Source organism: Marinobacter azerbaijanicus (genome assembly GCF_030250645.1).
Classification (GTDB): Bacteria; Pseudomonadota; Gammaproteobacteria; order Pseudomonadales; family Oleiphilaceae; genus Marinobacter; species Marinobacter azerbaijanicus.
The window spans coordinates 36484-57190 of the sequence record NZ_JASSVS010000009.1; the positions used below are offsets into that span (position 1 = coordinate 36484).

Consider the following 20707-nt stretch of genomic DNA (forward strand, 5'->3'; position numbering starts at 1 on the left):
TCCCAGCAATGAGCGAAAACCAGCCGTCTAACGAACAGTATTCGCTGAGCATGATGTACGGTACCTATGCCGACATCCTGTTCGTTCTGTTTCCTTTCCTGGTGATCAGTATGCAACGGTTATGGGACGGCCAGCTTTACGAAACGCTGCTGCGACCCGATCTCAGTATCGCCGCAGCCATACTGGCGGGCCTGGCCATCGGTAAGTTCGTGCTGGGTCTGGTGAGTAATCGGGACCTTGGGCGCTACAAGGAGCGTATTGTGTTCTTCATTGCGTTGACACTGTTCCTGGTTCTGGGGCCGGCCATGATTCTGATGCTCAGTATTACCGGGAATCGTGAAGTGCCCGGTTTTGTGGCGTTTGTTCAGCCAATTCTGTTGATCATCGCCATCTCCCTCTACACGACGGCGGTGAGTATCAGTAACATCCTGACCCGGTCCGGGCCGGACGCTGGCGGTACCACCGGTTTGTCCCCGGGCAGTGACCGGCAGCCGGCACCGGCCACCACGGAACACGAACCGCTGGCAATCCCCCGGCGCACCGGCAATGATCCCCTTTGAGGCACAGGGCAGTGCCCGGATATCAAACAGAATCAGGAGGCAGGGTATGAGTGATCTCAGAATACTGGTGGTGGAAGACGAACCGGTCATGAGGGAGAGGCTGGTGGAGATGCTTTACAACGCCGGTGCGACCGCCGTGGTTGAGCGGGAAGACATTGCCGGTGCCAGGACAGCTTTCGCGGAGAGTGAGTTTCAGATCATACTTCTGGACCTGGGGCTTCCGGATGGTAATGGTCATGAACTGATGAAAGAGTTCAAGGCGGCGAGAAAGGACCAGCATATTGTCCTGGTGACAGCGGATGACTCCATTGACAGTATCCAGAAAGCCATCAGCGCCGGTGCCAACGGCTACGTGGTAAAGCCTTACTCCCAGGAAAAGATCCATGACGTGGTTAGTAATTATGCAATGGTGCATGGCGGGGATGCCACCATGCTTCAGGGCCTGAACCGTCAGCATTGACGGTTCGGCCCCAACGGTGTTCCGTTACGCGACCTGGCGAGCGATCCAGGAATTGTAACGGGTGGCAAGAGCCCTGACATAGCGTGCTTCGGCGTCATTCGGGTTGGCCAGTACGCCCTTGAAAATCCACCCCCGCTCGTACAATCCCAGCACCCGTTGTTCATCGTCGAGGTTGACTCGCTGGTTCAGTTTCTTGCAGATGGCATCCAGCAGCGGCAGCTTTTCCGGGCGCCTGATTGGCCCCATGCGGCTGCTGGCCGGCTGGTTCGCTGCTTTTGTTGGATGTCTTTTCATGATCCTCTCCTTATGGTTTTGCGGCTGCAAAAACAAAACCCCGGTGCCTTGGGCCACCGGGGTCTGTCGGAGAAGCTCGCCCGGTCGCTCCAATGGCTCCCGGGACTGACCGAAAGCCGTCAGATATCTTTCACCATGGTGCACGCACACATCCCGTTGTTGCGGCGTGCGAAAGCGTCAATCACTGTATGTTTCTGGTTTTTTGGCATATCTTCTGGCTCTTTGCCGGTGTAACCCACCGGAGTTTTCTGCTTCGGTACTGATATCAGTGTATAGCTTGCCCAAGGCTTTGCAAGAGGCAAAGTGCTTCGGCAAACCCCTACAGACGCAGTCGGGAAACGTGATCATAATTTGCACTGTCACGTGTTTTACGTTGTGCAATCCGCCAGTGTTCACCTGTCATCCGTGGCGCACTGCATGGATCTCTCCTTTATACGCAGCCCAATGGGCTGCGTTTTTTTATGCCCTCCCCTTGTGGAAACTTCGTAGCCACTAGTTCGTACAGACGTGTTTGCGCCTATCAGCGATAATTCGCACACTAATCAATACGTACTGTTGCCAAATACAGGGGTTGAAACCGAACAAAATGTCCGATGTAAACGGATCAGCACAAGCCAGATTCCAGACCCATGCCATCATTGAAGTTTTACTGCTACTGGTGCTGCTTGCCTACATGACGCTCGCCCGGAGCAGGGGTGTGGGAGAGGATTTTTCATTCACGGTAGTTGGGGCCGTACTGATGGCGCTGGTTACCTACTGGACCCTGAATACCCTGCGGGACGGGCTGGAACTGATCGCCATCAGAATTGGCCGCTCAAGGCACTGAAGCTGCAACCCTGAAATCGAACGGGCGGGTTGGCCAGAACTATCGTGCCTGGTCGGGACCTGCTGCTTCCATTGCCAGCAGCTGAATGTCTTCCCAGGTCTTGTGCAGGATCAGGGCATCATTGGCAGCCCTGTGCACAGGCAGTCCCAGTTGGTTGATGACCCGCTGCCGTGAGTTTGCCCAGAGTCTCACCTCATCCGCGTTCAGCAGCATGGAAACGGACTCAAGCTGAAATTCTGCCCGCATGTTGGCGGCGCGGAACAGACGGTGTAACCAGAAGCTGTCGAAGGTCCAGGCGTCGCAGTAAACCGGCCCTGTGAGCAGGCGGTTAAGGGCGGTTGCCACCTGATAAACGGGTGTGCCCTCCCGCTCCAGCGTCTTCCGGGTGATACCGTGGATTTTCTCGGCGCTCTCCGACCAGTCCTGCCAGAGAATATGGGGTTGAATGAGCCAGCTGTGCAGCGTGCCGTCAGGTAGGCAGATGCCGACCTCGATGGGGTAACTTGCGATCAGGTCAAGACTGGAGGCCTCGAAGTCGATAAACGCTGGGCTGTGCTGGGTTATCATTCCATCAGATTTTTTGTTGGTGAGCTGTTTTATGAGTTTACCCGCCCACTCCCGCAGACGCGAACCCATGATTGCATTCCACTGTTACAATATGTCCACAGATGTTAGTGCACTCATGTTACAAATCCCTTGAAGGCCCCTTGGCCACGGGGGACAAGCACCAGGACTCCTTGATGACCGATACCGTTGTTGTGATTTACTCCGGAGGCATGGACTCGTTTACTCTGCTCCACCTTGCCCGTGCTCGCGGGTACCAGGTTCATGCCCTGTCGTTTGACTATGGCCAGCGCCATGTTCGCGAACTGGAATGCGCGCGCCGTGTCTGTACCGAACTGTCGATTCCCCATAAGGTAATCGATATCCGTGCACTTGCGGAGGTGATGGCAGGGTCGGCATTGACTGGTAAAGGGGCTGTGCCGGAGGGGCACTATGAAGAAGAGAGCATGAAGGCCACTGTCGTGCCCAATCGCAACATGATCCTGCTGTCGCTGGCCACCGGCTATGCGGTAACAGCGGGGGCCGTGGCCGTCTGGTATGGCGCCCATGGCGGGGACCATGCGATCTACCCTGATTGCCGGCCCGAGTTTGTGGAAAAAATGGACGCCGTTTGCCGGGTCGCCAACTATGAGCCAGTGGGTATCGAGGCACCGTTCATGGGGTCTGACAAAGGCGCCATTCTGGCGGAAGGTGTGAAACTGGGGCTGGATTACAGCAAGACCTGGACCTGTTACAACGGCCGCAAAAAGGCCTGCGGCCGGTGCGGCTCCTGTGTGGAACGCCTGGAAGCCTTTGCCGCAAACGGCTTGTCCGACCCGCTGCCGTATGAGGTAGAGCGCTGATGTATCGGGTGAAAGAGGCTTTTTACACCCTTCAGGGGGAAGGCGCACAGGCTGGCAGGGCCGCGGTGTTTTGCCGTTTCAGCAAATGTAACCTCTGGACTGGCCGGGAAAAGGACCGGGCCAGTGCGGTGTGCAATTTCTGCGATACGGATTTTGTTGGAACCGATGGCCAGAACGGGGGCCGGTTCGAGACGGCGGATGCCCTGGCCTCCCATATCAGAAGCCTCTGGCCCGATGCCCCGGGGCGGCCTTATGTGGTCTGTACCGGGGGCGAGCCCCTGCTGCAACTGGATGAAAAACTGATCGACGCGTTCCACCGTGCGGGCTTCGAAGTGGGGGTTGAAACCAACGGCACCCTGCCTGCGCCAGCCGGCATCGACTGGCTGTGTGTCAGCCCGAAAGCTGATGCACCGGTGGTATTACGCCAGTGTGATGAGCTGAAAGTCGTCTATCCTCAGCCGCTGGCAATGCCTGAGCGTTTCGCCGATATTCAGGCCAGCCACTATTTTCTCTCTCCCATGGCCTCGCCAACGCTTCCGGCAGGCGAATCTGATCCGGTCAAACAGAGTAATACCCGTAAGGCGACGGATTACTGCCTGGCCCACCCGCAGTGGCGGTTGACCCTGCAGATGCACAAGATTATCGGCATCGACTGAGCCGGTCAGGCCATGACATGGACAGAGCCCCGGCCCGCTGGCGCTTTGTGTGGCCGTGTTTCACGGTGACGATACTGGCTGGGGCTCTGACCGGTCCAGCGCTTGAAGGCGCGGGTAAAATTGGCAGCGTCAGCATAACCCAGTGCATCAGCAATCTGACTCAGGTTCATGGTGGTTTTTTCCAGCAGCTCGCCGGCCCGCTCCAGCCTTACCTGGTCCACCAGATGCTGGAAGCTGGCCTCTTCCGCCTGAAGCCGGCGCTTGAGGGTGCGCTCGGAGACAAACAGTGTGGTGGCAACCCGTGCCAGTTTGGGTGGAAAAGGATGGCTGGTTTCAATCACCCGTCGTACGCGGCAAGCGAAGCCCGCGTCCTCGGTGAGCAGTCTCAGAGCCTCTTCACATTGGGCCTTTGAAGTGGCTGCCAGTTGGTCGTCGGTAAAACGGATGGGTAGGGCCAGCTTCTGACGCGGGATCACAATAGCGTCTTCGGCGGCTCCATAGACCACCGGCACCGGAATCTGCTGGCGGAACCGGTAGAAATACGCAGGTTCCGGACCACGACGGTGGATGGACGATCCGGCCACAGGCGATCCCGTCAGTTGTGCGCCCATGGATGCACAGCCAAACAGCATGGCATCCATGATAAAGCCCTGGAGTGGTCCCAGGTCGATATCACAGGAGATGGCAAAGATGGCGAGGTCTTCCCGTTGACGACGGCTAACCTGCAAGTGGGGAGCTCTCAGGGTCAGGTAGCGGGTCATCAACTCAAGGGCCTCGTCCAGGGTGCGGCTGCTCATCACTGCGGTTCCCAGGGCGCCGTGGAGGGGTAAACGAAGCTCCCGCGCCAGCATGATGCCCAGCCCCGGTTCACCACTTTCGATAATAGCCCGGGTAACAAATTCGCTGGCCTGGGACTGGCTCACCCGCAGATCCGTGGATTTCAGCCTGACCGGGTCCAGGCCAACACGTTTGAGCAGCGCCGTTTCATCAACGCCGATGGTACGTAACAATTCCGCCAGCAAATGCAGGTAAATGGCCGGCATGCCCAGATCCTGAGTTGTAGATACTGAGGCGCGCATGGGGTTTCCTCGTGTTTCCTGTTGTTGTTATGTCAGGGATGAAACTTCTTGCAGGATTATGAACCGAACAACCTCTTCACCCCATGACTTCGCTGACGGGTCAACGGGATATGTAGGCCAATTAGAGATCGGTGACGGCTCGGTCGCTTATGCCGTGGCGCTCCACGAACCCGACCAGTGCGCGGGCTGAAGGTCCGGGGCTCTCCAGCATCGGAAGGTGCCCTACATTGCGGAACAGACGGATGTCGGCATCGGGGGTAGCGTTACGGAACCAGTCCACGCAACGTGTCGGGGTAATGACATCGCGGTCACCCCACTGTACCTGTAACGGTGGCGTATCCGGGCCCAGATAACGCGCCGGCGCCAGAGCATCAGCCAGCATGTCATTGAAGATGTGTCGCAGGGCATCGGTACGATTCATCAGGTCCGGCCCCAGAAGCCCGGTCATGGCCACGCCCATGGCGGTGGGTTTGCCATTGCCCACGCTGTTGAACATGCGGTAAACACCGGCCCAGTCCCTCGGAATCAGGAGTTTGTCCCGGTCTGATTCAAAGGGGGCGTCGATATCCACATCCGGATGTTCGGGAATACCGGCGCTGTTAAGCAGAGTCAGCGATGCCGGTGTCATCTTGTGGGCCAGCACGACGGCGATGGCACCCCCCATGGAGCTGCCAGCAATGTGAACATCACCGGCGGGCAGGGAGGCTAGCCATTCCCTCATCCGTAGCGCCTGATCTTCGTAACGGTAGCGCGCGGAGGGGTGGTAGTCACTTTCCCCGAACCCCGGCAGGTCCGGTACCAGAATATGCCAATGGCTGGGCAGGCGTTGCAGCCAGAGTGCCCAGTTTTCCTTCATGGCGGCAAAGCCGTGGAGCAGCAGCAGGGTGGGACGACCGACAGTTGGCGTGCCCTTTTCCAGATATACCATCCGGTGTCCGTCAACAGTGCTTTCCCGTCGTTTTGCCTGCAGCAGCCAGCGTTGGCCGGTTCTTGCGGCTGGCCATAGATTGGGAGTGGGTATTTTCACAGGATGCGTCCGCTCTGAGTTGATTAACCCAGTGTACCCATTATCCAGTGCCGGGCTTTGGCCTGTCCGCCCTGGCTCTGCGGCAGCGGGGCAAGGTCCGCATCAGAGGGAGAAATCGGTAATGACCGGATCGTGGTCCGAAGAACGCCAGGGCTGATCTTCGGGAGCGGGAACCACCCCCCTGTAGCTCAGAGCTCGGGGCTCGTCGGCGTTAATCGGCCAGGTAGTGGCGCCGACGACTCGCCCGACCAGCTCTGCGGAGACCAGACTGTAGTCGAGTGTGCCAGTGCGGCCCCTGTAGCTATAGCTGGTCCGGTTGCAGGCTGTTTCATTGCAGTTATGGAAATGCCGGACGGCGTTGGTATATCCCGCCTCGGTCATCAATTGCAAAGGCGTTTCCCGGGCATAGCTGTTCATATCGCCGGTGATCAGTGTACCGGCCAGGATGTCAGGTTTCGGCAAAGTATCAATCCAATGGAGCATGGCCCGGGTGGCCTGCTCGCGGCTGTGACTGTAGCAGCCCTGGCCGTCGTTCTGGTCCTGGTTGGGGCCTTTGGCGCCCCGACAGGCTTTGGATTTCAGGTGGGCAACAATGATTCGAACCGGACTGTCGCTGTTTTCCGGTCTGAATAACTGGGCTACCGGTGGTCTGCCAATCGTATGGAGGGTTCCGGAGGCGGGGCGCTGGGCGTTCCCCTCTGGTTCTACCCGGTCGCTGCGGTACAGAAGATCGGTTCGAATCGCGTCATTACCGGTGCCGCCGGGGCTTTTCACATACCGCCAGTGTTCCCCGAGTGCCGAAGCCAGATCGGCGATTGCGCTGTGGTTGTCGTAACCATCGTTTTCCACTTCCGTCACCGCAATGATGTCGGGGTCCGGAGTCCTGAGTGCGGTTGCCAGTCTTGCCAGCTGCTTTTCAAACTCACGGAGGGACTCCGCGCCCCGTTCAGCGGGAAACCCGCTGCCCCGCCCATCACCGTTGAACAGGTTTCCCAGGTTCAGGGTGACGACCCTGAGAGTGGCCGCCTCGGGTCGTATTGGAGTAACAGGCCGGGGATTCGCGTGCTGGAAGATGGGGGGATAAAGTGGCTGCACCCTCCAGGCACCAAACCGGAAGTCCAGCACGCCGGAAAGCTCTCTGACGCGGTCACCGATACGAACCGTATTGTTTGCAGAAAGTTCCGGCGTGGGCCAGGGTACCGGCAGCGGGCCTCGCAGCCCCTTGCCGTCATCAAGCACCAGTCGGTTGTGCTGCTGGAACTGAAAAAGCGCTTCTGCGGCTGGCCCGGGTTCCATCGTTTCCGTGGGTATGGTCTGGACACCGGCTGCCAGTGTCAGCTCACCATAGGGGGCGAGGTTATAGTGATCAATCACCGTTAACGCACCGGATACGGAGACCCGCATGTTCTCAAGGTATTCCGGCTGCCGGTCACCGGGCCAGGGCAGTGAGATTGGTATGGGCCCTGGCAGCTGCGCTTTTCCACATACGGCGATGGCATCAATGTCAGTCATCTCGGTCAGGCCGTGGAATTCCTTGACCCGCCCGGTTACACGAACCCTTTCTCCGCGCTTGCCGACTGAGCGGTTGGTGTAGATAAACAGGGCTTCCGAGGTTTGCGGATTGTCGTCGGTTTCGTTGTCAGCCTGTTGCAGGTAGAAGCCGCGGAATCCGCCCTTATGGCGGGAATCCATGGTAATGATACCTTCCACGGTCACGGACTGGCCGGCGAGCGGAGAGCTTTGTCCCGGCCCCTGAATCCGGGAGATTGTTGTTGCCGGCGTGCCGCAGCCTTCCGCTGCTGCGATGGCGGGCAGCCATAGCAGCAGGAGAAGAAAAGGGAGTCTGAGGGTCGGTGCAGTGGATGTGGTCACCGGCCCAGTCTAGCAGAGGCCGGCTACGGCTTTAATAGCCCTCTCACGAGCGGACTCAGCAAGCCCGAGCTGTTCTTCGTTGGCCAGCTCCAGTTGCTGGACCATCGGATCCGGGTGGCGGCTTTCAGTATTCAGGCCCAGCCGCGAGAGTACGTAAGGAGCCAACGCCGCGCGGGTTGTAAGCTCCAGGCGGTTGTCGTTCATGCCATAATCAGCGGCAACAATTTCCTGCTGGATACTGTTAAGCCGGCTGTCAGGCACTATCGACATGGAAATCTGCCGGTTCCAGTCATCATCCTGATGGATGGTATGGCGGATTCGCTGCCGGATGGTTTCCGGCCTTCCGCGAAAGCGGCTGAGAGCGAAATCGCGGAACTCCCGGTTGGATTCGCACCAGGCGCGGAGATGCCAGCTCTGACCAACGCATACCAGGGTGTGGGGCTCCAGCACACGCTGCGAGGTGCCGGCAGGGCTGAGGGATGCGTATTCTGCTTTCATCACCCTGCCATAGCGGGTGGCAGCGACGGCGGCCCGCATGACTTCCGGCTTGATCACGCGCTGTGGGCCGCGGACGATGGTGCTTTCAGGGAGGCTGATGTCCAGCGACTCGAAGGTGTCACTGAGACTGTCCTGACGGGCCAGCAGGTCCTGATATTCGCTGACGTGGCCGGTAGTGACCATTGGTTTGAAATTCGACGAGGGCACATAGCCCTTCAGGTGGCGATCGTAGACCAGGTTGTCCGGCGCCAGTTCTCGCAGGTAGGTATTTATATCCTTGGAAGCCTGCTGTCGCCCTATGCCGAAACTGTGGCAGATGTGATTGGTGGTGAGTCGTCCTTCCCAGAGGGCGATGATTTCAATCAGCCGGTAGCGAAGCAACAGATCCCACCGAATGGGCCAGTCCGTTTTTTTCATAACCAGGCGCTCATGGTTGGCGTGGATTGCATGAGTTGAGAGACTCGTGGGTTAAGATGGACAGTGATGATAACTATCTCATCTTAACCCCTTGAGTCGTCTGCGTGTGTTACGTCACCTTAATGTAAAATAATGTTAAATCCGGTAACAGTGTTGCTACAAGCCGTTCAGGACTTCGGCAAATGCGTAGTGGTGTCATTGGTGGCGCCCTGTTTTAATTCGTATTCGGCAATGTTCCGGCGTTGCTGCTACTTTTCTATCACACCCCAGCATCAACCGATTCCCTAAACGCCGGAGCCCCTCTGATGACCCGCATGGTCACCTCACTGTCAGCCCTTATCCTCAGTATAGTTCTGCTGGTCAGCGGCAATGCTTTTCTGATGACCCTGCTGGGTATTCGCCTGAGTATTGAGTCGGTATCACCGGACATCATTGGCTGGATTCTGGTCTGTTATTCCATTGGCTTTGTGCTGGGCACGCTTTATGTGCATCACATTATTGGCCGTGTCGGGCATATTCGTGCATTTGCGGTATTTGCAGCGATGGCTGCAGTATGCGCTCTGCTTTACCCGATGGCGGTGTCGGAACCGTTCTGGGCGGTATTGCGGGCACTCTCCGGTTTCAGTGTGGCCGGCGTCCTGGTGGTGATCGAGAGCTGGTTCAGCAGCCGCGCAACCAATGCCAATCGTGGTGCGCTGTTTGCGATCTATCAGATTGTTTTCTATCTCTCCGCTGCCGGTGGCCAGCTGTTGATCAACGTGGGTGAACCCGCTTCCTTTATTCCTTTCTCACTGGCCGCCGTGCTACTGACGCTGGCGCTGATACCTCTATCCCTGACGCGAATGGATGCGCCGGCAATTGAACAGCACCAGCGCCTGTCATTCTTTACCCTTGCCCGGGAATCGTTTACCGGTGTATCCGGGGCGTTGATCTGTGGTGTGATGATTGGCTCCTTTTATGCGCTGGGCCCGGTTTACGCCACTCTGGTTGGACTGGAAGTCAGCCGGGTGTCTACCTTCATGGCCAGCGCCATTGTTGCAGCCATGATTCTGGCCTGGCCTCTTGGACTGGTGTGTGACCGTTTTGATCGCCGCCGTGTGATGTTCTGGGTTGCTGTAATGGCGGGCCTTTCGGCGGTGACGGTTGGTGTATCCGGCGCTGAGCGGATGTGGCTGCTGACGCTGATGGTGGGCTTGTTCACTGGCCTGTCCGCAACGCTTTATCCGATTGCTGTGGCGATAACCAATGATCGCATGGAAAGTAACCGTATTGTCTCTGCCAGCGCAACGCTGCTGCTGAGCTACGGCGTGGGCAGCGTTATCGGTCCTGTTGTCATGGCGGAGCTGGTGGCCATATTTGGTCCTCAGGGCCTGTTCTTCGGCAATGCGGGATTTCTTGCGGTACTCGCGGTTATTACCAGCTATCGTATAAGCCACACTGAAGATGTGGCTGTAGCTGACCAGGAACATTTCATTCCCGCCATGCCTGAGTCTTCTGTGGTTCTGACGGAAATGGATCCGCGCAACGAGGAGTTTCAGGAATCACCGGCGGTGGTGGACATGCACGCAGAGGATCTCCGCCGGACCGGGTGATCAGAGGGCCTCTCGGTTTTCCCCAATTCTGTTTTACCTTTCATATCTGTTTTTATGTCAATGGTTAGCTTACTATTGGTAACGTTTTTTATCACTGTATTGTTCATCGTTTATCAGTGATGCCCGTTATACTTGTAAGCCATTGATATTACTTGTTGGAGTTCCAGACCATGAGAGATCAGTTTCCCTTTGCCGTAGCCAGGGTAACCCGGCGCTGGCGCAAGTTACTTGACGAGCGCCTTAAGGATCTGGGTGTTACCCAGGCTCGCTGGACAACCATGGTCTACCTGCAAAAAGGCGGCGAAGGGTTGACCCAGCGGGAACTTGCCCGCCTGATGGCCATAGAAAACCCAACCCTGGTGCGCCTGCTGGACAGCCTGGAGCAACAGGGGCTGATTGAGCGCCGCCCCTGCCCGAATGACCGCCGTGCCCGCCGCCTTCATCTGACACCGGACGGGACCAGGTTCATGAATGTGCTGACGGAGCGGGCCGCGGAGCTGCGCGAGGAGATGCTGGCAGGCATCAGCGACGAGGAAATCGAAGGCGCCGTGGAAGTGTTTCATAAAATCATGGAGAACGCTGAACGCCAGAAATAACCGTGTCTGTCCGGTTGGGAGGTTGTTGGTCTGAGTGATAACACGGTTGCCGGGCTGAAAGCCCGATACGGTGAACGCTGGCGCTGGCTCGCTGTGGCTACGGTGATGCTGGGGACCATGGCCACTGTGCTCAGCGCCACCGTTGTCAATGTTGCCCTGCATGACATCATGCTGGAATTCGGTATACGGCAGGGTCAGGTCCACTGGCTGGCCACCGGATTCATCGCGGCCATGACGACGACCATGCTGGCCTCCTCATGGCTGCTTGACCATTTTGGTGTGCGTAAGACCCTGGCTACGGCCATGTTCCTCTTCACCCTGATCTCATTGCTCGGCGGCTTTGCGGCCACGCCGCAACAATTGATTGCCGCCCGTATCGGGCAGGGGGCCATGGCGGGTCTCATGCAGCCTATGGGAATGTACCTGGTTTTCAGGATTTTCCCACGAAACCGCCGTGGCCAGGCCATGGGCATCTATGGCATGGGTGTGATTCTGGCGCCTGCCCTGGGTCCGGTGCTGGGTGGCTTCCTGGTGGACCAGTTGGATTGGCGTTTTGTCATGTTTGCGCCGGTTCCGGTTACCCTGGCAGGCGTATTCATGGCCTGGCGTTTCCTGCCGCTTCCGGTTTCCCAACCGGCGCCCTACCGCTTTGACCTGCCCGGACTGGTGTTGCTGGGCGCCACCATCGGATTATCCCTGGATACTCTCAACCGGTTGCAACAGTTTTCCGGTCAGCAAGGGCGAATAATGGCCGAAGGTGCCGTTGCACTCTGCCTTCTGGCCCTGTTTGTGGTGCGGGAGCGAAAAACCCGGCACCCATTGGTGAACATCGGTCTGTTGCGTAACCCGAGCTTTGTTTACGCCAACCTCGGGGCCATGGCCCTGGGGCTTGCGCTGTTTGGTTCCACCTATCTGGTGCCGCTGTTTGTCCAGAGCTCCCTTGGTTTCTCGGCCACCCAGGCGGGCCTGCTCATGCTGCCCGCAGGTATTGTCCTGGGTATTACTTTCCCCCTGGCGGGCCGGCTGGCAGACCGCTTGAGTGCCCGCAAGCTGGTTATCTTCGGGATCAGTCTGTTCGCCACGTCCGCCATCCTGTTTGCCCTGTCTGATCTGGAACTGGCCTTTGGCTGGCTGGCGCTGTGGACGGTGCTTGGGAGAATCGGTATCGGCTTCATGCTACCGGCACTGTCCACTGGCGCACTGAACCCGCTGGCACCGGAACAGCTGGGCGCCGGGTCCAGCACGATAAACTTTACCCGCCAACTGGGCGGTGCCTTTGGCGTGAATATTGTTGCGCTGACGATTGAATTCGGCGATCACAGTGGCGGCATACCCACGATTGAAGCTTTTCATTCAGCCTGGTGGCTGGTGGCCGTCTTCGTGGCGGTGGCAGCGATTCCGGTATGGAAAATGCGGGCATAGTTGTCTTTTCCCCGGCGATTCATTAACATTCCCGAACTCTTCAGGGGAGTAGCCTCCGTGCCGGAGAAGTTTTCACGGCGCGGATGGTAGTCAACATACTTGGAGCCCAATCTCCATGGCTATCATGTTCCATCCGCGCAGCGGTGGAACTGGCAAGACCTGAGGCAGTTTCACCTCCATAGGGCGGACGGTGGACTGTCTCATGTCTGGATGTCCGCCCTGGAGTTTTTCATGGACGCTTTTCTTGCCTCTACGCTTGCCGTCGCCGTTGCCGAAATTGGTGACAAGACCCAATTGCTCTCCCTTTTCCTCGTTGCCCGTTACTCCAGTCGTCTGCCCATCATCCTGGGTATTTTTGTCGCTACAATACTGAACCATGCACTATCGGCTTTGTTAGGGGCTTGGATAGCTGAGTGGATACCTGAAGCATGGCTGCCCTGGATCCTGGCTGTCAGCTTTATAGCCATTGCCTTGTGGTTGCTGATCCCGGACAGGGATGACAGCGAGGATTCCGCTTTCCTCGGTATGGGCGCGTTCATGGCAACGACCGTGATGTTCTTCCTGGCGGAGATCGGTGATAAAACCCAGATAGCGACAGTGGTTCTGGCAGCCCGCTATGCCGAAACCTTCTGGGTCATTATGGGCACCACCGTTGGTATGCTTTTGGCCAATATACCGGTTATCATGGCCGGTAGATGGCTGATGGAAAGGCTGCCATTGGCAACGGCCCGAATCGGGGCAAGCATTCTGTTTGTGATGCTGGCAGTGATTACTCTGTGGTCGGCTGTGATGTCAGTTTGAACAGGCGAGTCAGTAACCTGAAGTGCCAGATACCGGATATTAAACCTATGTATGGTAAACAGCTCACCGTTTTTTTCGTCTCCCTGCTGGCACTGGTGCTGGCCAGTCCCCTGCAGGCAGAGCCCGGGCGACAGGCTGCCGGTGAAGAGCTCAACAGCGAGAAGTCCGGGGATGACATCGCCAGGAAGCCCCGAGTCCCGACGTTTGCCATCGAGGGCGATCTCGCCGGGGAGCTGTCGGTCATCTCTACCCGCTACGAGGATACCTTTGCAGCAATTGGTAACCGCGACAGCCTGGGCTATCTGGAGCTGGTGAAAGCCAATCCGGGAGTGGACCCCTGGCTGCCGGGTGAGGGTACCCGTATTACCCTGCCACGGCACTACGTGCTGCCCGATGTGAAACGGGAAGGCATTGTTATCAACCTGGCGGAGTACCGGCTGTACTATTTCACCGAAAACGGGGTTCAGGTGTATCCGGTGGGTGTTGGCACGGAAGACAATCCCTCACCACTGACGGACGCTGAAGTGACGATGCCACTGGAGTCGCCGGCCTGGTACCCGCCTGCAAGTATCCGTGCCGAGTACGAGGCGGACGGAGACTATCTTCCGCGAATGATTCCTCCAGGTCCGGATAACCCCCTTGGAAGCCATGCCCTGATGCTGAGTGAGAAAGGTTACCTGATCCACGGCACCAACAAGCTGTTCGGGGTGGGTATGCAGGTCAGCCATGGCTGCTTCCGCATGTACAACGAGGACATATCCCGGTTCGTTTACCAGGTAAGCAAGGGCACGCCGGTGCGGGTGATCAGGGAGCCTGTGAAAATCGGCATGAAAGGCAACGAGGTCTGGTTGGAGGTGCACCGTCCGGAAGAGCAATACAGTCAGCAGGACCGTGAAAAACTCTGGCACGAAGTCTCAAGGGCTGTTGAAGAATTCCGCAGCAGAATGCCCGGTGTTGAAGTCCAGCGAATGGCTATCGAGCTGGCTCTTGACCAGGCCGACGGGCTTCCGCGGATGATCGGCGAGCGCGTTACCCGGGTTGCCAATGAAACCACAGAGCCGGCGTACAATACCCCTGATAGTGAGGAAGGCAGAGAACAACGACTCTGGTTCTGAGACTGATTAGGTGCCGACAAGGAGATCCAATGACCCGCACCATACTGATTACAGGCGCCAGTTCAGGCCTTGGTGAAGGCATGGCGCGGGAGTTTGCCGCGCGCGGCAACAACCTGGCGCTGTGTGCCCGTCGTACCGAGCGGCTGGATGAGTTGCGGGATGAATTGCTGGGAAAGCATCCTGGCCTGACCATCAGTGTTCGGGCTCTGGATGTGAACAATCACGACCAGGTATTTGAGGTATTCCGGGAGTTTGCCACGGAATTCGGCACGCTTGACCGTATTGTCGTCAATGCCGGTATCGGGAAGGGGCAACCCCTCGGTACCGGTAACTTCGCGGCGAACAGGCAGACTGCTGAAACCAACTTTGTATCGGCGCTGGCACAGATGGAAGCGGCGATGGAAATATTCCGGGCGCAGAACCGGGGGCACCTTGTGGTCGTATCTTCTGTATCTGCGGTCCGGGGCATGCCCAAAAACGTCACCACCTACGCCGCTACCAAGGCCGGGCTGGCATCTCTGGCTGAGGGTCTGCGGGTAGAACTGGTGAAGACCCGTTCACCGATACGCGTGTCTACCCTCTATCCCGGCTATATTCGTACCGCGATTAATGAGAAGGTAAGAAATGCGCCGTTTATTGTTGACGCGGCGACCGGCTGCAAGGCCATGGTGCGGGCCATTGAGTCCGGTAAAGCGGAATGCTATGTGCCTTCGTGGCCCTGGCGACCGATCGGCTTTCTGATGAGGAGGTTGCCGGTCGCGGCCCTGGCCCGTCTGTTCTGATCCGTCAAACGGATTCGGGGGAGGAATGATGAACGCGAACCGAGCCACCAGATCAATTCCATCCAGCCGCCTGCAATGGTGGCTGGCTACCTTCCTGCTCGGCCTTGCACTTGCGCTGGGCTCACTGACTCATACCGTTTTTGCGCAACAGGGAAACACCAACCCCACCGGTCTTGTACTCACCGTGGAAGGGGCCATAGGCCCGGCTACCATGGACTATGTGGTGCGGGGTATCCGCCGTGCGGAATCCGAAGGCGCCGACCTGTTAATCATCCAGATGGACACGCCTGGCGGTCTGATGGATTCCATGCGCGATATTATCAAGGCGATCCTGTCTTCCCGGGTACCTGTGGTTACCTGGGTGTCACCTGCGGGGGCTCGCGCCGCCAGCGCGGGCACTTACATCCTTTATGGCAGCCACGTGGCGGCCATGGCGCCAGCCACGCACCTGGGTTCTGCCACCCCCGTGCAGATGGGCGGCCTGCCCGGCTCAGAACAACCGGAGCCGAACACCGAAGATGACGCTGGTAGCAGCACCGAGGATAGCGGCGACGGAGAAACAGAGGAAAAAAGCGGGGAATCTGAAAAACGACGCGGTGGTTCGGCGATGGAGCGCAAGGTACTTGAAGATGCGGTCAGTTACATTCGAGGCCTGGCGGAACGGCATGGTCGCAATGCTGACTGGGCGGAAGAGGCCGTGAGGGAAGCCGTTAACCTGGGTGCCACGGAAGCGCTGGAAAAGAATGTGGTGGATGTGGTCGCCGACAACATGACCAGCCTGCTGGAGCAGCTGGATGGCCGAACCGTGAAAATGGCCGAGGGTGAAAAGACCCTGGCCACTGCAAATATGGAGCTGACCCGGGCGGAACCGGATTGGCGAACCCGCTTGTTGTCGGTGATCACCGATCCCAATGTCGCCTATTTCCTGATGATCATCGGGTTTTACGGCATCATATTCGAGCTATCGAACCCAGGCGCTATCTTCCCCGGTGTGATTGGTGCCATCAGCCTGATCCTCGCCCTGTTTGCATTCCAGGTGCTGTCCGTCAATTACGCCGGGCTGGCGCTGATCCTGTTGGGGCTGGCCTTTATTGTCGGCGAGGCCTTTATGCCCAGCTTCGGCATATTGGGGATCGGGGGGATTGTGGCTTTTGTGACCGGATCCATCATCCTGATGGATGGCAGTCATCAGGACATTTCCCTGCCCACCATTGGAGGCACGGCACTGGTCGCCGCCGGTTTCACCCTCTGGACGGTTATCCGTTTTATTGGCCTGCGCCGGAAACACCCAGTCAGTGGCAGCGAACAGATAGTTCACGAACGGGTGACGGCACTTGATGATTTCCAGGAAAAGGACGGGCGGTACAAGGGCCATGTCCGGATGAGCGGTGAACGCTGGAACGCTGTGAGCTCGGCGCCTGTCAAAGAAGGTGACAGGTTGCGCGTAACAGCCATTGAGGGGTTGATGGTCTATGTTGAAGCAGAGTCCTGAGAATCCGTCCTGGAAGTTTATTTCAGGTGTCCGGGTAATAGAGCAACCAAGGAGGCGTTATGAATATTGCTGACCTGATTCCCTACATTGCACCTACGGTGGTGCTGCTGCTGATTCTAGGATCGGCGATCAAGATCCTGCCGGAATACGAACGCGGCGTCGTGTTCTTTCTGGGTCGTTTCCAGGGCGTAAAAGGCCCGGGTCTGATTATCATTATCCCCGGAATCCAGCAGATGACCCGGGTGGATTTGCGGGTGATCACCCTGGATGTACCAAGCCAGGACGTCATTTCGAAGGACAACGTCACGGTGCGGGTCAATGCTGTGCTCTATTTCCGGGTGGTTGATCCCGAGCGGGCGATCATCCGGGTGGAGGATTTCGGCTCGGCAACCAGTCAGCTTTCTCAGACCACGCTACGTTCGGTCCTGGGTAAACATGATCTGGATGAAATGCTGTCGGAACGGGACAAGCTCAACTCCGACATCCAGGAGATTATTGATGCCCAGACAGAAGAATGGGGTATCAAGGTTGCCAATGTTGAAATCAAGCATGTTGACCTGAACGAGTCCATGATTCGGGCTATCGCCCGTCAGGCTGAAGCCGAGCGGGAGCGTCGTGCCAAGGTTATCCACGCCGAGGGTGAACTGCAGGCGTCGAAAAAACTGGTGGAGGCTGCGGAAGTGATGTCGACGGATTCGGGCGCCATGCAGCTGCGCTACATGCAGACCCTGGCTGATATGAGTACCAATAACAGTTCCACGATCGTATTCCCGCTGCCTATGGAAATGCTGTCGGCCTTCACGAGCAAGCATTCACCCAAAGCGCCAAAGAGTGATAACGGCGACAACGACGAAACCTGAGGGACGGTTTTCAGGCACAAAAAAAGGCCGGGATTTCCCGGCCTTTCTGCTTCGCGGCAACCTTACTTCTGGCTGGCACGCTCGAGCATGCGCTTGGCGCGCTCGTTGGCTTCGTCAGCAGCTTTCTGGGCAGCTTTTGCAGCAGCCAGCGCTTCATCAGCAGTGCGCTGTGCAGAGCGTGCTGCGCTGGAAGCGCTGTTGGCGGTGTTCAGTGCATTTTCAGCAGTCTGCTCGGCGGAAGAAGCGTTTGCGTTTGCTTCATCGATAGCGCCCTGGTCAGTAGTCGCACAACCTGCGGTCAGTACGGTGGCCAGTGCAAACCCTGCGATCGTCAGTTTACGCATTGTATATCCCCTTATTGGTCGTTTTATTTCCTGCGTTCCAGAAGTCGTTGGTGCAGAGCTTCTGTCAAAACGGGGCCGCCAGCGATAGCTGACAGCGTCGTCAAACAGTGTAAAACACTCTAGACGGAAATGTTAACTAAGGATACGTAAAAGTACCCCGGTTATGACAACAACTTAATTTTACAGTAACGGTCTACGACCTGGGAAAGAGGATGGATCAAAGGCGTCAGGGTACGATCCTGATGGGGGTTCCGTCGGCGACCAGTTGCCAGATCTCGTCCATCTCTTCATTACTGACCGCAATGCAGCCATCCGTCCAGTCCAGGCCGAGGAAAGCAAATGCCAGGTCTCCGGCGTCGTTGGGCAAGCCGTGGATCATGATGCTGCCGCCCGGGTCGAGTCCCCAGGATGATGCCAGTTCGCGGTCCTGCTGATTCGGATAGGAAATATGGATGGACTTGTAGAAGTCGCTGTTGGGATTGCGCCAGTCCAGCACGTACTCACCCTCGGGAGTGCGTTTGTCGCCTTCGTAGAGCTTATGGCCGAAGGGATTATCGCCAAGGCCGATGCGGTAACTGCGCACGACCTGTTCACCTGACAACAGGTAAAGCCTGCGTTCCTCCTTGCGAACCAGTACCTCACTGACTTCCGGTGCGTCAGCCATGGCGCCCATGGGCAACTCCGATGCCATCACCGGGTTGCCTGCAAGTAAAGCCAGACAGGCGAGAGCCGCCACCAGTGTGTTGAGCCGTGCGATAAAAGAGGACACAAAAGTCTCCAGTGACATGGTCGATCCAATCATTAATCTTTGTACACTTTATAGCACACTGATTTTAGTAACCGAACCAGCGTTTTGACGTGATTTTGTTAACGTTCTTTATTGATTGTCCATTTTCAGGCCCACCTTGGTCACGCTGTCTGCCTCGGTTGCCCTGGCCACCAGTGTAACCGGTCCCAATACCACCTTGTCACCCACCACCGGATGGCCCTTGGTGCGGCGGGCAAAGCACTCTGCAAGCGACAGTTCCGGCGGTAATTCGTCAAACTCGATACCGTAGACCTGCTCCACATCACCCAGCAGGGCATCTCCGTTGAGGACGAAATCGCCGAAGAAAGCCCGCTCTGCAAGATAGCGCGGGGCATGGCGACCGCTGAGAGCCTTGCCCAATTCCGGCAGCACCTCGGGAGTGGCGAACATGGCCAGCACGTCCCCGGTAGATACCTCCATATCCGGGCTGGGTTGATGGCAGGTGCGCTTACGGAAAACACCGGCAATGGCCGTATTGTCCGGAAGCCTTAGCTGACCCAGGGGCTTGGGTGTTTCCCAGGCCTCTCCCCGCAAGGGGAAAAGCATCAGTTCGTGATCACCGGCGGCGGGAACATCCAGTGGCAGGCGCCGGTAGGGGCCTTCGCCAGTTGGAACCTCAAGCCGCAGTTTCCTTGCCAGCGGGGCCATGGTAGTGCCCTGGACAACCAGTGAAACCAGCACGATGAAGAAGGCCACATGGAAAATCAGCTGGGCCTGGGGGATGTCTGCGATGATGGGGAACAGTGCCAGTACAATCGGTACGGCACCCCTCAAACCAACCCAGCTTATGAATCCCAGTTCCCGGCGGTTAAAACCGAATGGCCAGAGTGTGCCCATGACCATAATCGGCCGGATCAGGAATATTAATGCAAAAGCGAGAATCAGGCCGCCGCCGGCCAGGGGTAGAAGTTCCGACGGTGTAACCAGCAGACCGAGGATCAGGAACAGGCACAACTGGGCGAGCCAGGCCAGGCCATCGTGAACCTGCAGAATCATCGGCATCATGCGCACGGGCCTGTTGCCGATAACGACCCCGGTGAGGTAGATCGCAAGGAAGCCACTGCCACCCAGGATATTGGTGCCGGAAAATACGGTAATACCAGCTGCCACTACCAGTAACGGGTACAGGGATGGTGTAAGCCTGATGCGGTTGGCCATTTCCACCACAATGAATCCACCGGCCACGCCCACGGCACCGCCAATGCCGAGCTGCTTTACCAGCATCAGCAGCGCCATCCACCCTTCGGAGGCACCACCGGCTTCGATCATGGTGACCAGCATCAGGGTCAGGAATATGGCCATCGGGTCGTTGCTGCCCGATTCGATTTCCAGGGTGGCGCTGACCCGTTCATTCAGGTGAAGGCCACGGCCCTGGAGCAGAGAAAACACCGCTGCCGCATCGGTAGAGGAAATAATGGCACCCACCAGCAGTGCAGTCAGCCAGTGCAGGTCAAAGACCCACCAGGCCACAAATCCTGCGCCTGCGGCGGTCAGGAATACACCGACTGTTGCCAGGATCAGAGCCGGGCGCAGCCCCACGCGAAAGGTCTCGGCCCGGGTTCGCATACCGCCATCGAGCAGAATGACACCCAGGGCCAGGTTGGCTATCAGGAAGGCCAGCTCGAAGTCGTCAAATAGCAGCCCGCCCGGGCCATCCTCTCCCATCATCATGCCGACGACGAGAAAGATCAGTAGTACCGGCATGCCAAGCCTGCTGGACAACGGGCTGAGCATGATGCTGATAACCAGCATCAGTGCGCCGATAAGGGTAATAATCGGATCCATTCATGCTCCGGGTCG

General features: G+C 57.7%; 22 protein-coding genes. 13 read left to right on the forward strand and 9 right to left on the reverse strand.

Going from position 1 to position 20707, the window contains the following annotated elements; all coding sequences use genetic code 11:
* Positions 1–8 precede the first annotated feature (8 nt).
* Positions 9–560, forward strand: coding sequence for a hypothetical protein (locus tag QPM17_RS16320; protein WP_285391983.1), 552 nt, complete (start codon positions 9–11; stop codon positions 558–560).
* 46 nt (positions 561–606) lie between these two features.
* Complete coding sequence (locus QPM17_RS16325; RefSeq protein WP_285391984.1) at positions 607–1020, forward strand: response regulator; 414 nt, start codon at positions 607–609, stop codon at positions 1018–1020.
* Positions 1021–1044: 24 nt separating this feature from the next.
* Here QPM17_RS16325 and QPM17_RS16330 read toward each other — a convergent pair whose 3' ends face one another.
* Complete coding sequence (locus QPM17_RS16330; protein WP_285391985.1) at positions 1045–1314, reverse strand: hypothetical protein; 270 nt, start codon at positions 1312–1314, stop codon at positions 1045–1047.
* Between the two features lie 586 nt (positions 1315–1900).
* On the opposite strand from QPM17_RS16330, the gene QPM17_RS16335 reads away from it, so the two are divergent.
* Complete coding sequence (locus QPM17_RS16335) at positions 1901–2140, forward strand: hypothetical protein (protein ID WP_285391987.1); 240 nt, start codon at positions 1901–1903, stop codon at positions 2138–2140.
* A gap of 39 nt (positions 2141–2179) precedes the next feature.
* On the opposite strand, the gene QPM17_RS16340 is transcribed toward QPM17_RS16335, so the two are convergent.
* A complete protein-coding gene (locus tag QPM17_RS16340; RefSeq protein ID WP_285392158.1) occupies positions 2180–2707 on the reverse strand; it encodes a 3'-5' exonuclease in 528 nt (175 codons plus the stop codon).
* Between the two features lie 173 nt (positions 2708–2880).
* On the opposite strand from QPM17_RS16340, the gene queC reads away from it, so the two are divergent.
* On the forward strand, positions 2881–3546 hold the full coding sequence (gene queC, locus QPM17_RS16345) for a 7-cyano-7-deazaguanine synthase QueC (protein ID WP_285391988.1): 666 nt from the start codon (positions 2881–2883) through the stop codon (positions 3544–3546).
* The gene (gene queE / locus QPM17_RS16350; protein ID WP_285391989.1) at positions 3546–4202 is read left to right on the forward strand and encodes a 7-carboxy-7-deazaguanine synthase; all 657 of its coding nucleotides are present in this window, start codon (positions 3546–3548) and stop codon (positions 4200–4202) included. Before queC ends, queE begins: the two co-directional genes overlap by 1 nt.
* 5 nt (positions 4203–4207) lie before the next feature.
* Here the strand turns inward: queE and QPM17_RS16355 are convergent, their stop codons facing one another.
* The 4 genes from QPM17_RS16355 to QPM17_RS16370 all read right to left on the reverse strand — a co-directional run bounded on the left by QPM17_RS16355 (position 4208) and on the right by QPM17_RS16370 (position 9095).
* Positions 4208–5281, reverse strand: a complete 1074-nt coding sequence (locus tag QPM17_RS16355; RefSeq protein ID WP_285391990.1) for an AraC family transcriptional regulator — start codon at positions 5279–5281, stop codon at positions 4208–4210.
* Positions 5282–5402: 121 nt separating this feature from the next.
* Entirely contained in the window at positions 5403–6308 is a 906-nt protein-coding gene (locus QPM17_RS16360) for an alpha/beta fold hydrolase (RefSeq protein ID WP_285391991.1), read from the reverse strand.
* A 102-nt stretch (positions 6309–6410) separates the two neighbouring features.
* Positions 6411–8180, reverse strand: a complete 1770-nt coding sequence (locus tag QPM17_RS16365; RefSeq protein ID WP_285391992.1) for an ExeM/NucH family extracellular endonuclease — start codon at positions 8178–8180, stop codon at positions 6411–6413.
* 9 nt (positions 8181–8189) lie between these two features.
* Positions 8190–9095, reverse strand: a complete 906-nt coding sequence (locus QPM17_RS16370) for a BrxR family helix-turn-helix transcriptional regulator (protein ID WP_285391993.1) — start codon at positions 9093–9095, stop codon at positions 8190–8192.
* A gap of 305 nt (positions 9096–9400) precedes the next feature.
* Between QPM17_RS16370 and QPM17_RS16375 the strand changes: the two genes are divergently transcribed.
* The 8 genes from QPM17_RS16375 to QPM17_RS16410 all read left to right on the forward strand — a co-directional run bounded on the left by QPM17_RS16375 (position 9401) and on the right by QPM17_RS16410 (position 17755).
* Entirely contained in the window at positions 9401–10687 is a 1287-nt protein-coding gene (locus QPM17_RS16375) for an MFS transporter (protein ID WP_285391994.1), read from the forward strand.
* Between the two features lie 170 nt (positions 10688–10857).
* Positions 10858–11283 (forward strand): MarR family transcriptional regulator, encoded by a 426-nt coding sequence (locus QPM17_RS16380; RefSeq protein ID WP_285391995.1) that lies wholly within the window; start codon positions 10858–10860, stop codon positions 11281–11283.
* 30 nt (positions 11284–11313) lie between these two features.
* A complete protein-coding gene (locus tag QPM17_RS16385) occupies positions 11314–12705 on the forward strand; it encodes an MDR family MFS transporter (RefSeq protein ID WP_285392161.1) in 1392 nt (463 codons plus the stop codon).
* A gap of 231 nt (positions 12706–12936) precedes the next feature.
* Complete coding sequence (locus QPM17_RS16390; protein WP_285391996.1) at positions 12937–13506, forward strand: TMEM165/GDT1 family protein; 570 nt, start codon at positions 12937–12939, stop codon at positions 13504–13506.
* A gap of 47 nt (positions 13507–13553) precedes the next feature.
* Positions 13554–14621, forward strand: a complete 1068-nt coding sequence (locus tag QPM17_RS16395; RefSeq protein WP_285391997.1) for a L,D-transpeptidase family protein — start codon at positions 13554–13556, stop codon at positions 14619–14621.
* A gap of 29 nt (positions 14622–14650) precedes the next feature.
* Entirely contained in the window at positions 14651–15403 is a 753-nt protein-coding gene (locus QPM17_RS16400) for an SDR family oxidoreductase (protein ID WP_285391998.1), read from the forward strand.
* Positions 15404–15431: 28 nt separating this feature from the next.
* Positions 15432–16895 carry an NfeD family protein gene (locus tag QPM17_RS16405; protein ID WP_285392164.1) on the forward strand — a complete coding sequence of 488 codons (1464 nt, stop codon included), beginning with the start codon at positions 15432–15434 and terminating at the stop codon, positions 16893–16895.
* Between the two features lie 59 nt (positions 16896–16954).
* Positions 16955–17755, forward strand: coding sequence for a slipin family protein (locus tag QPM17_RS16410; protein ID WP_285391999.1), 801 nt, complete (start codon positions 16955–16957; stop codon positions 17753–17755).
* Positions 17756–17817: 62 nt separating this feature from the next.
* On the opposite strand, the gene QPM17_RS16415 is transcribed toward QPM17_RS16410, so the two are convergent.
* From QPM17_RS16415 to QPM17_RS16425, 3 genes are all read right to left on the reverse strand, one after another.
* Positions 17818–18099 carry an Lpp/OprI family alanine-zipper lipoprotein gene (locus tag QPM17_RS16415; protein ID WP_285392000.1) on the reverse strand — a complete coding sequence of 94 codons (282 nt, stop codon included), beginning with the start codon at positions 18097–18099 and terminating at the stop codon, positions 17818–17820.
* A gap of 226 nt (positions 18100–18325) precedes the next feature.
* Positions 18326–18790 carry a L,D-transpeptidase family protein gene (locus QPM17_RS16420; RefSeq protein WP_285392167.1) on the reverse strand — a complete coding sequence of 155 codons (465 nt, stop codon included), beginning with the start codon at positions 18788–18790 and terminating at the stop codon, positions 18326–18328.
* Between the two features lie 186 nt (positions 18791–18976).
* Positions 18977–20692: a potassium/proton antiporter gene (locus QPM17_RS16425; RefSeq protein ID WP_285392001.1), complete on the reverse strand. Its 1716-nt coding sequence runs from the start codon at positions 20690–20692 to the stop codon at positions 18977–18979.
* Between the last annotated feature and the right edge of the window lie 15 nt (positions 20693–20707).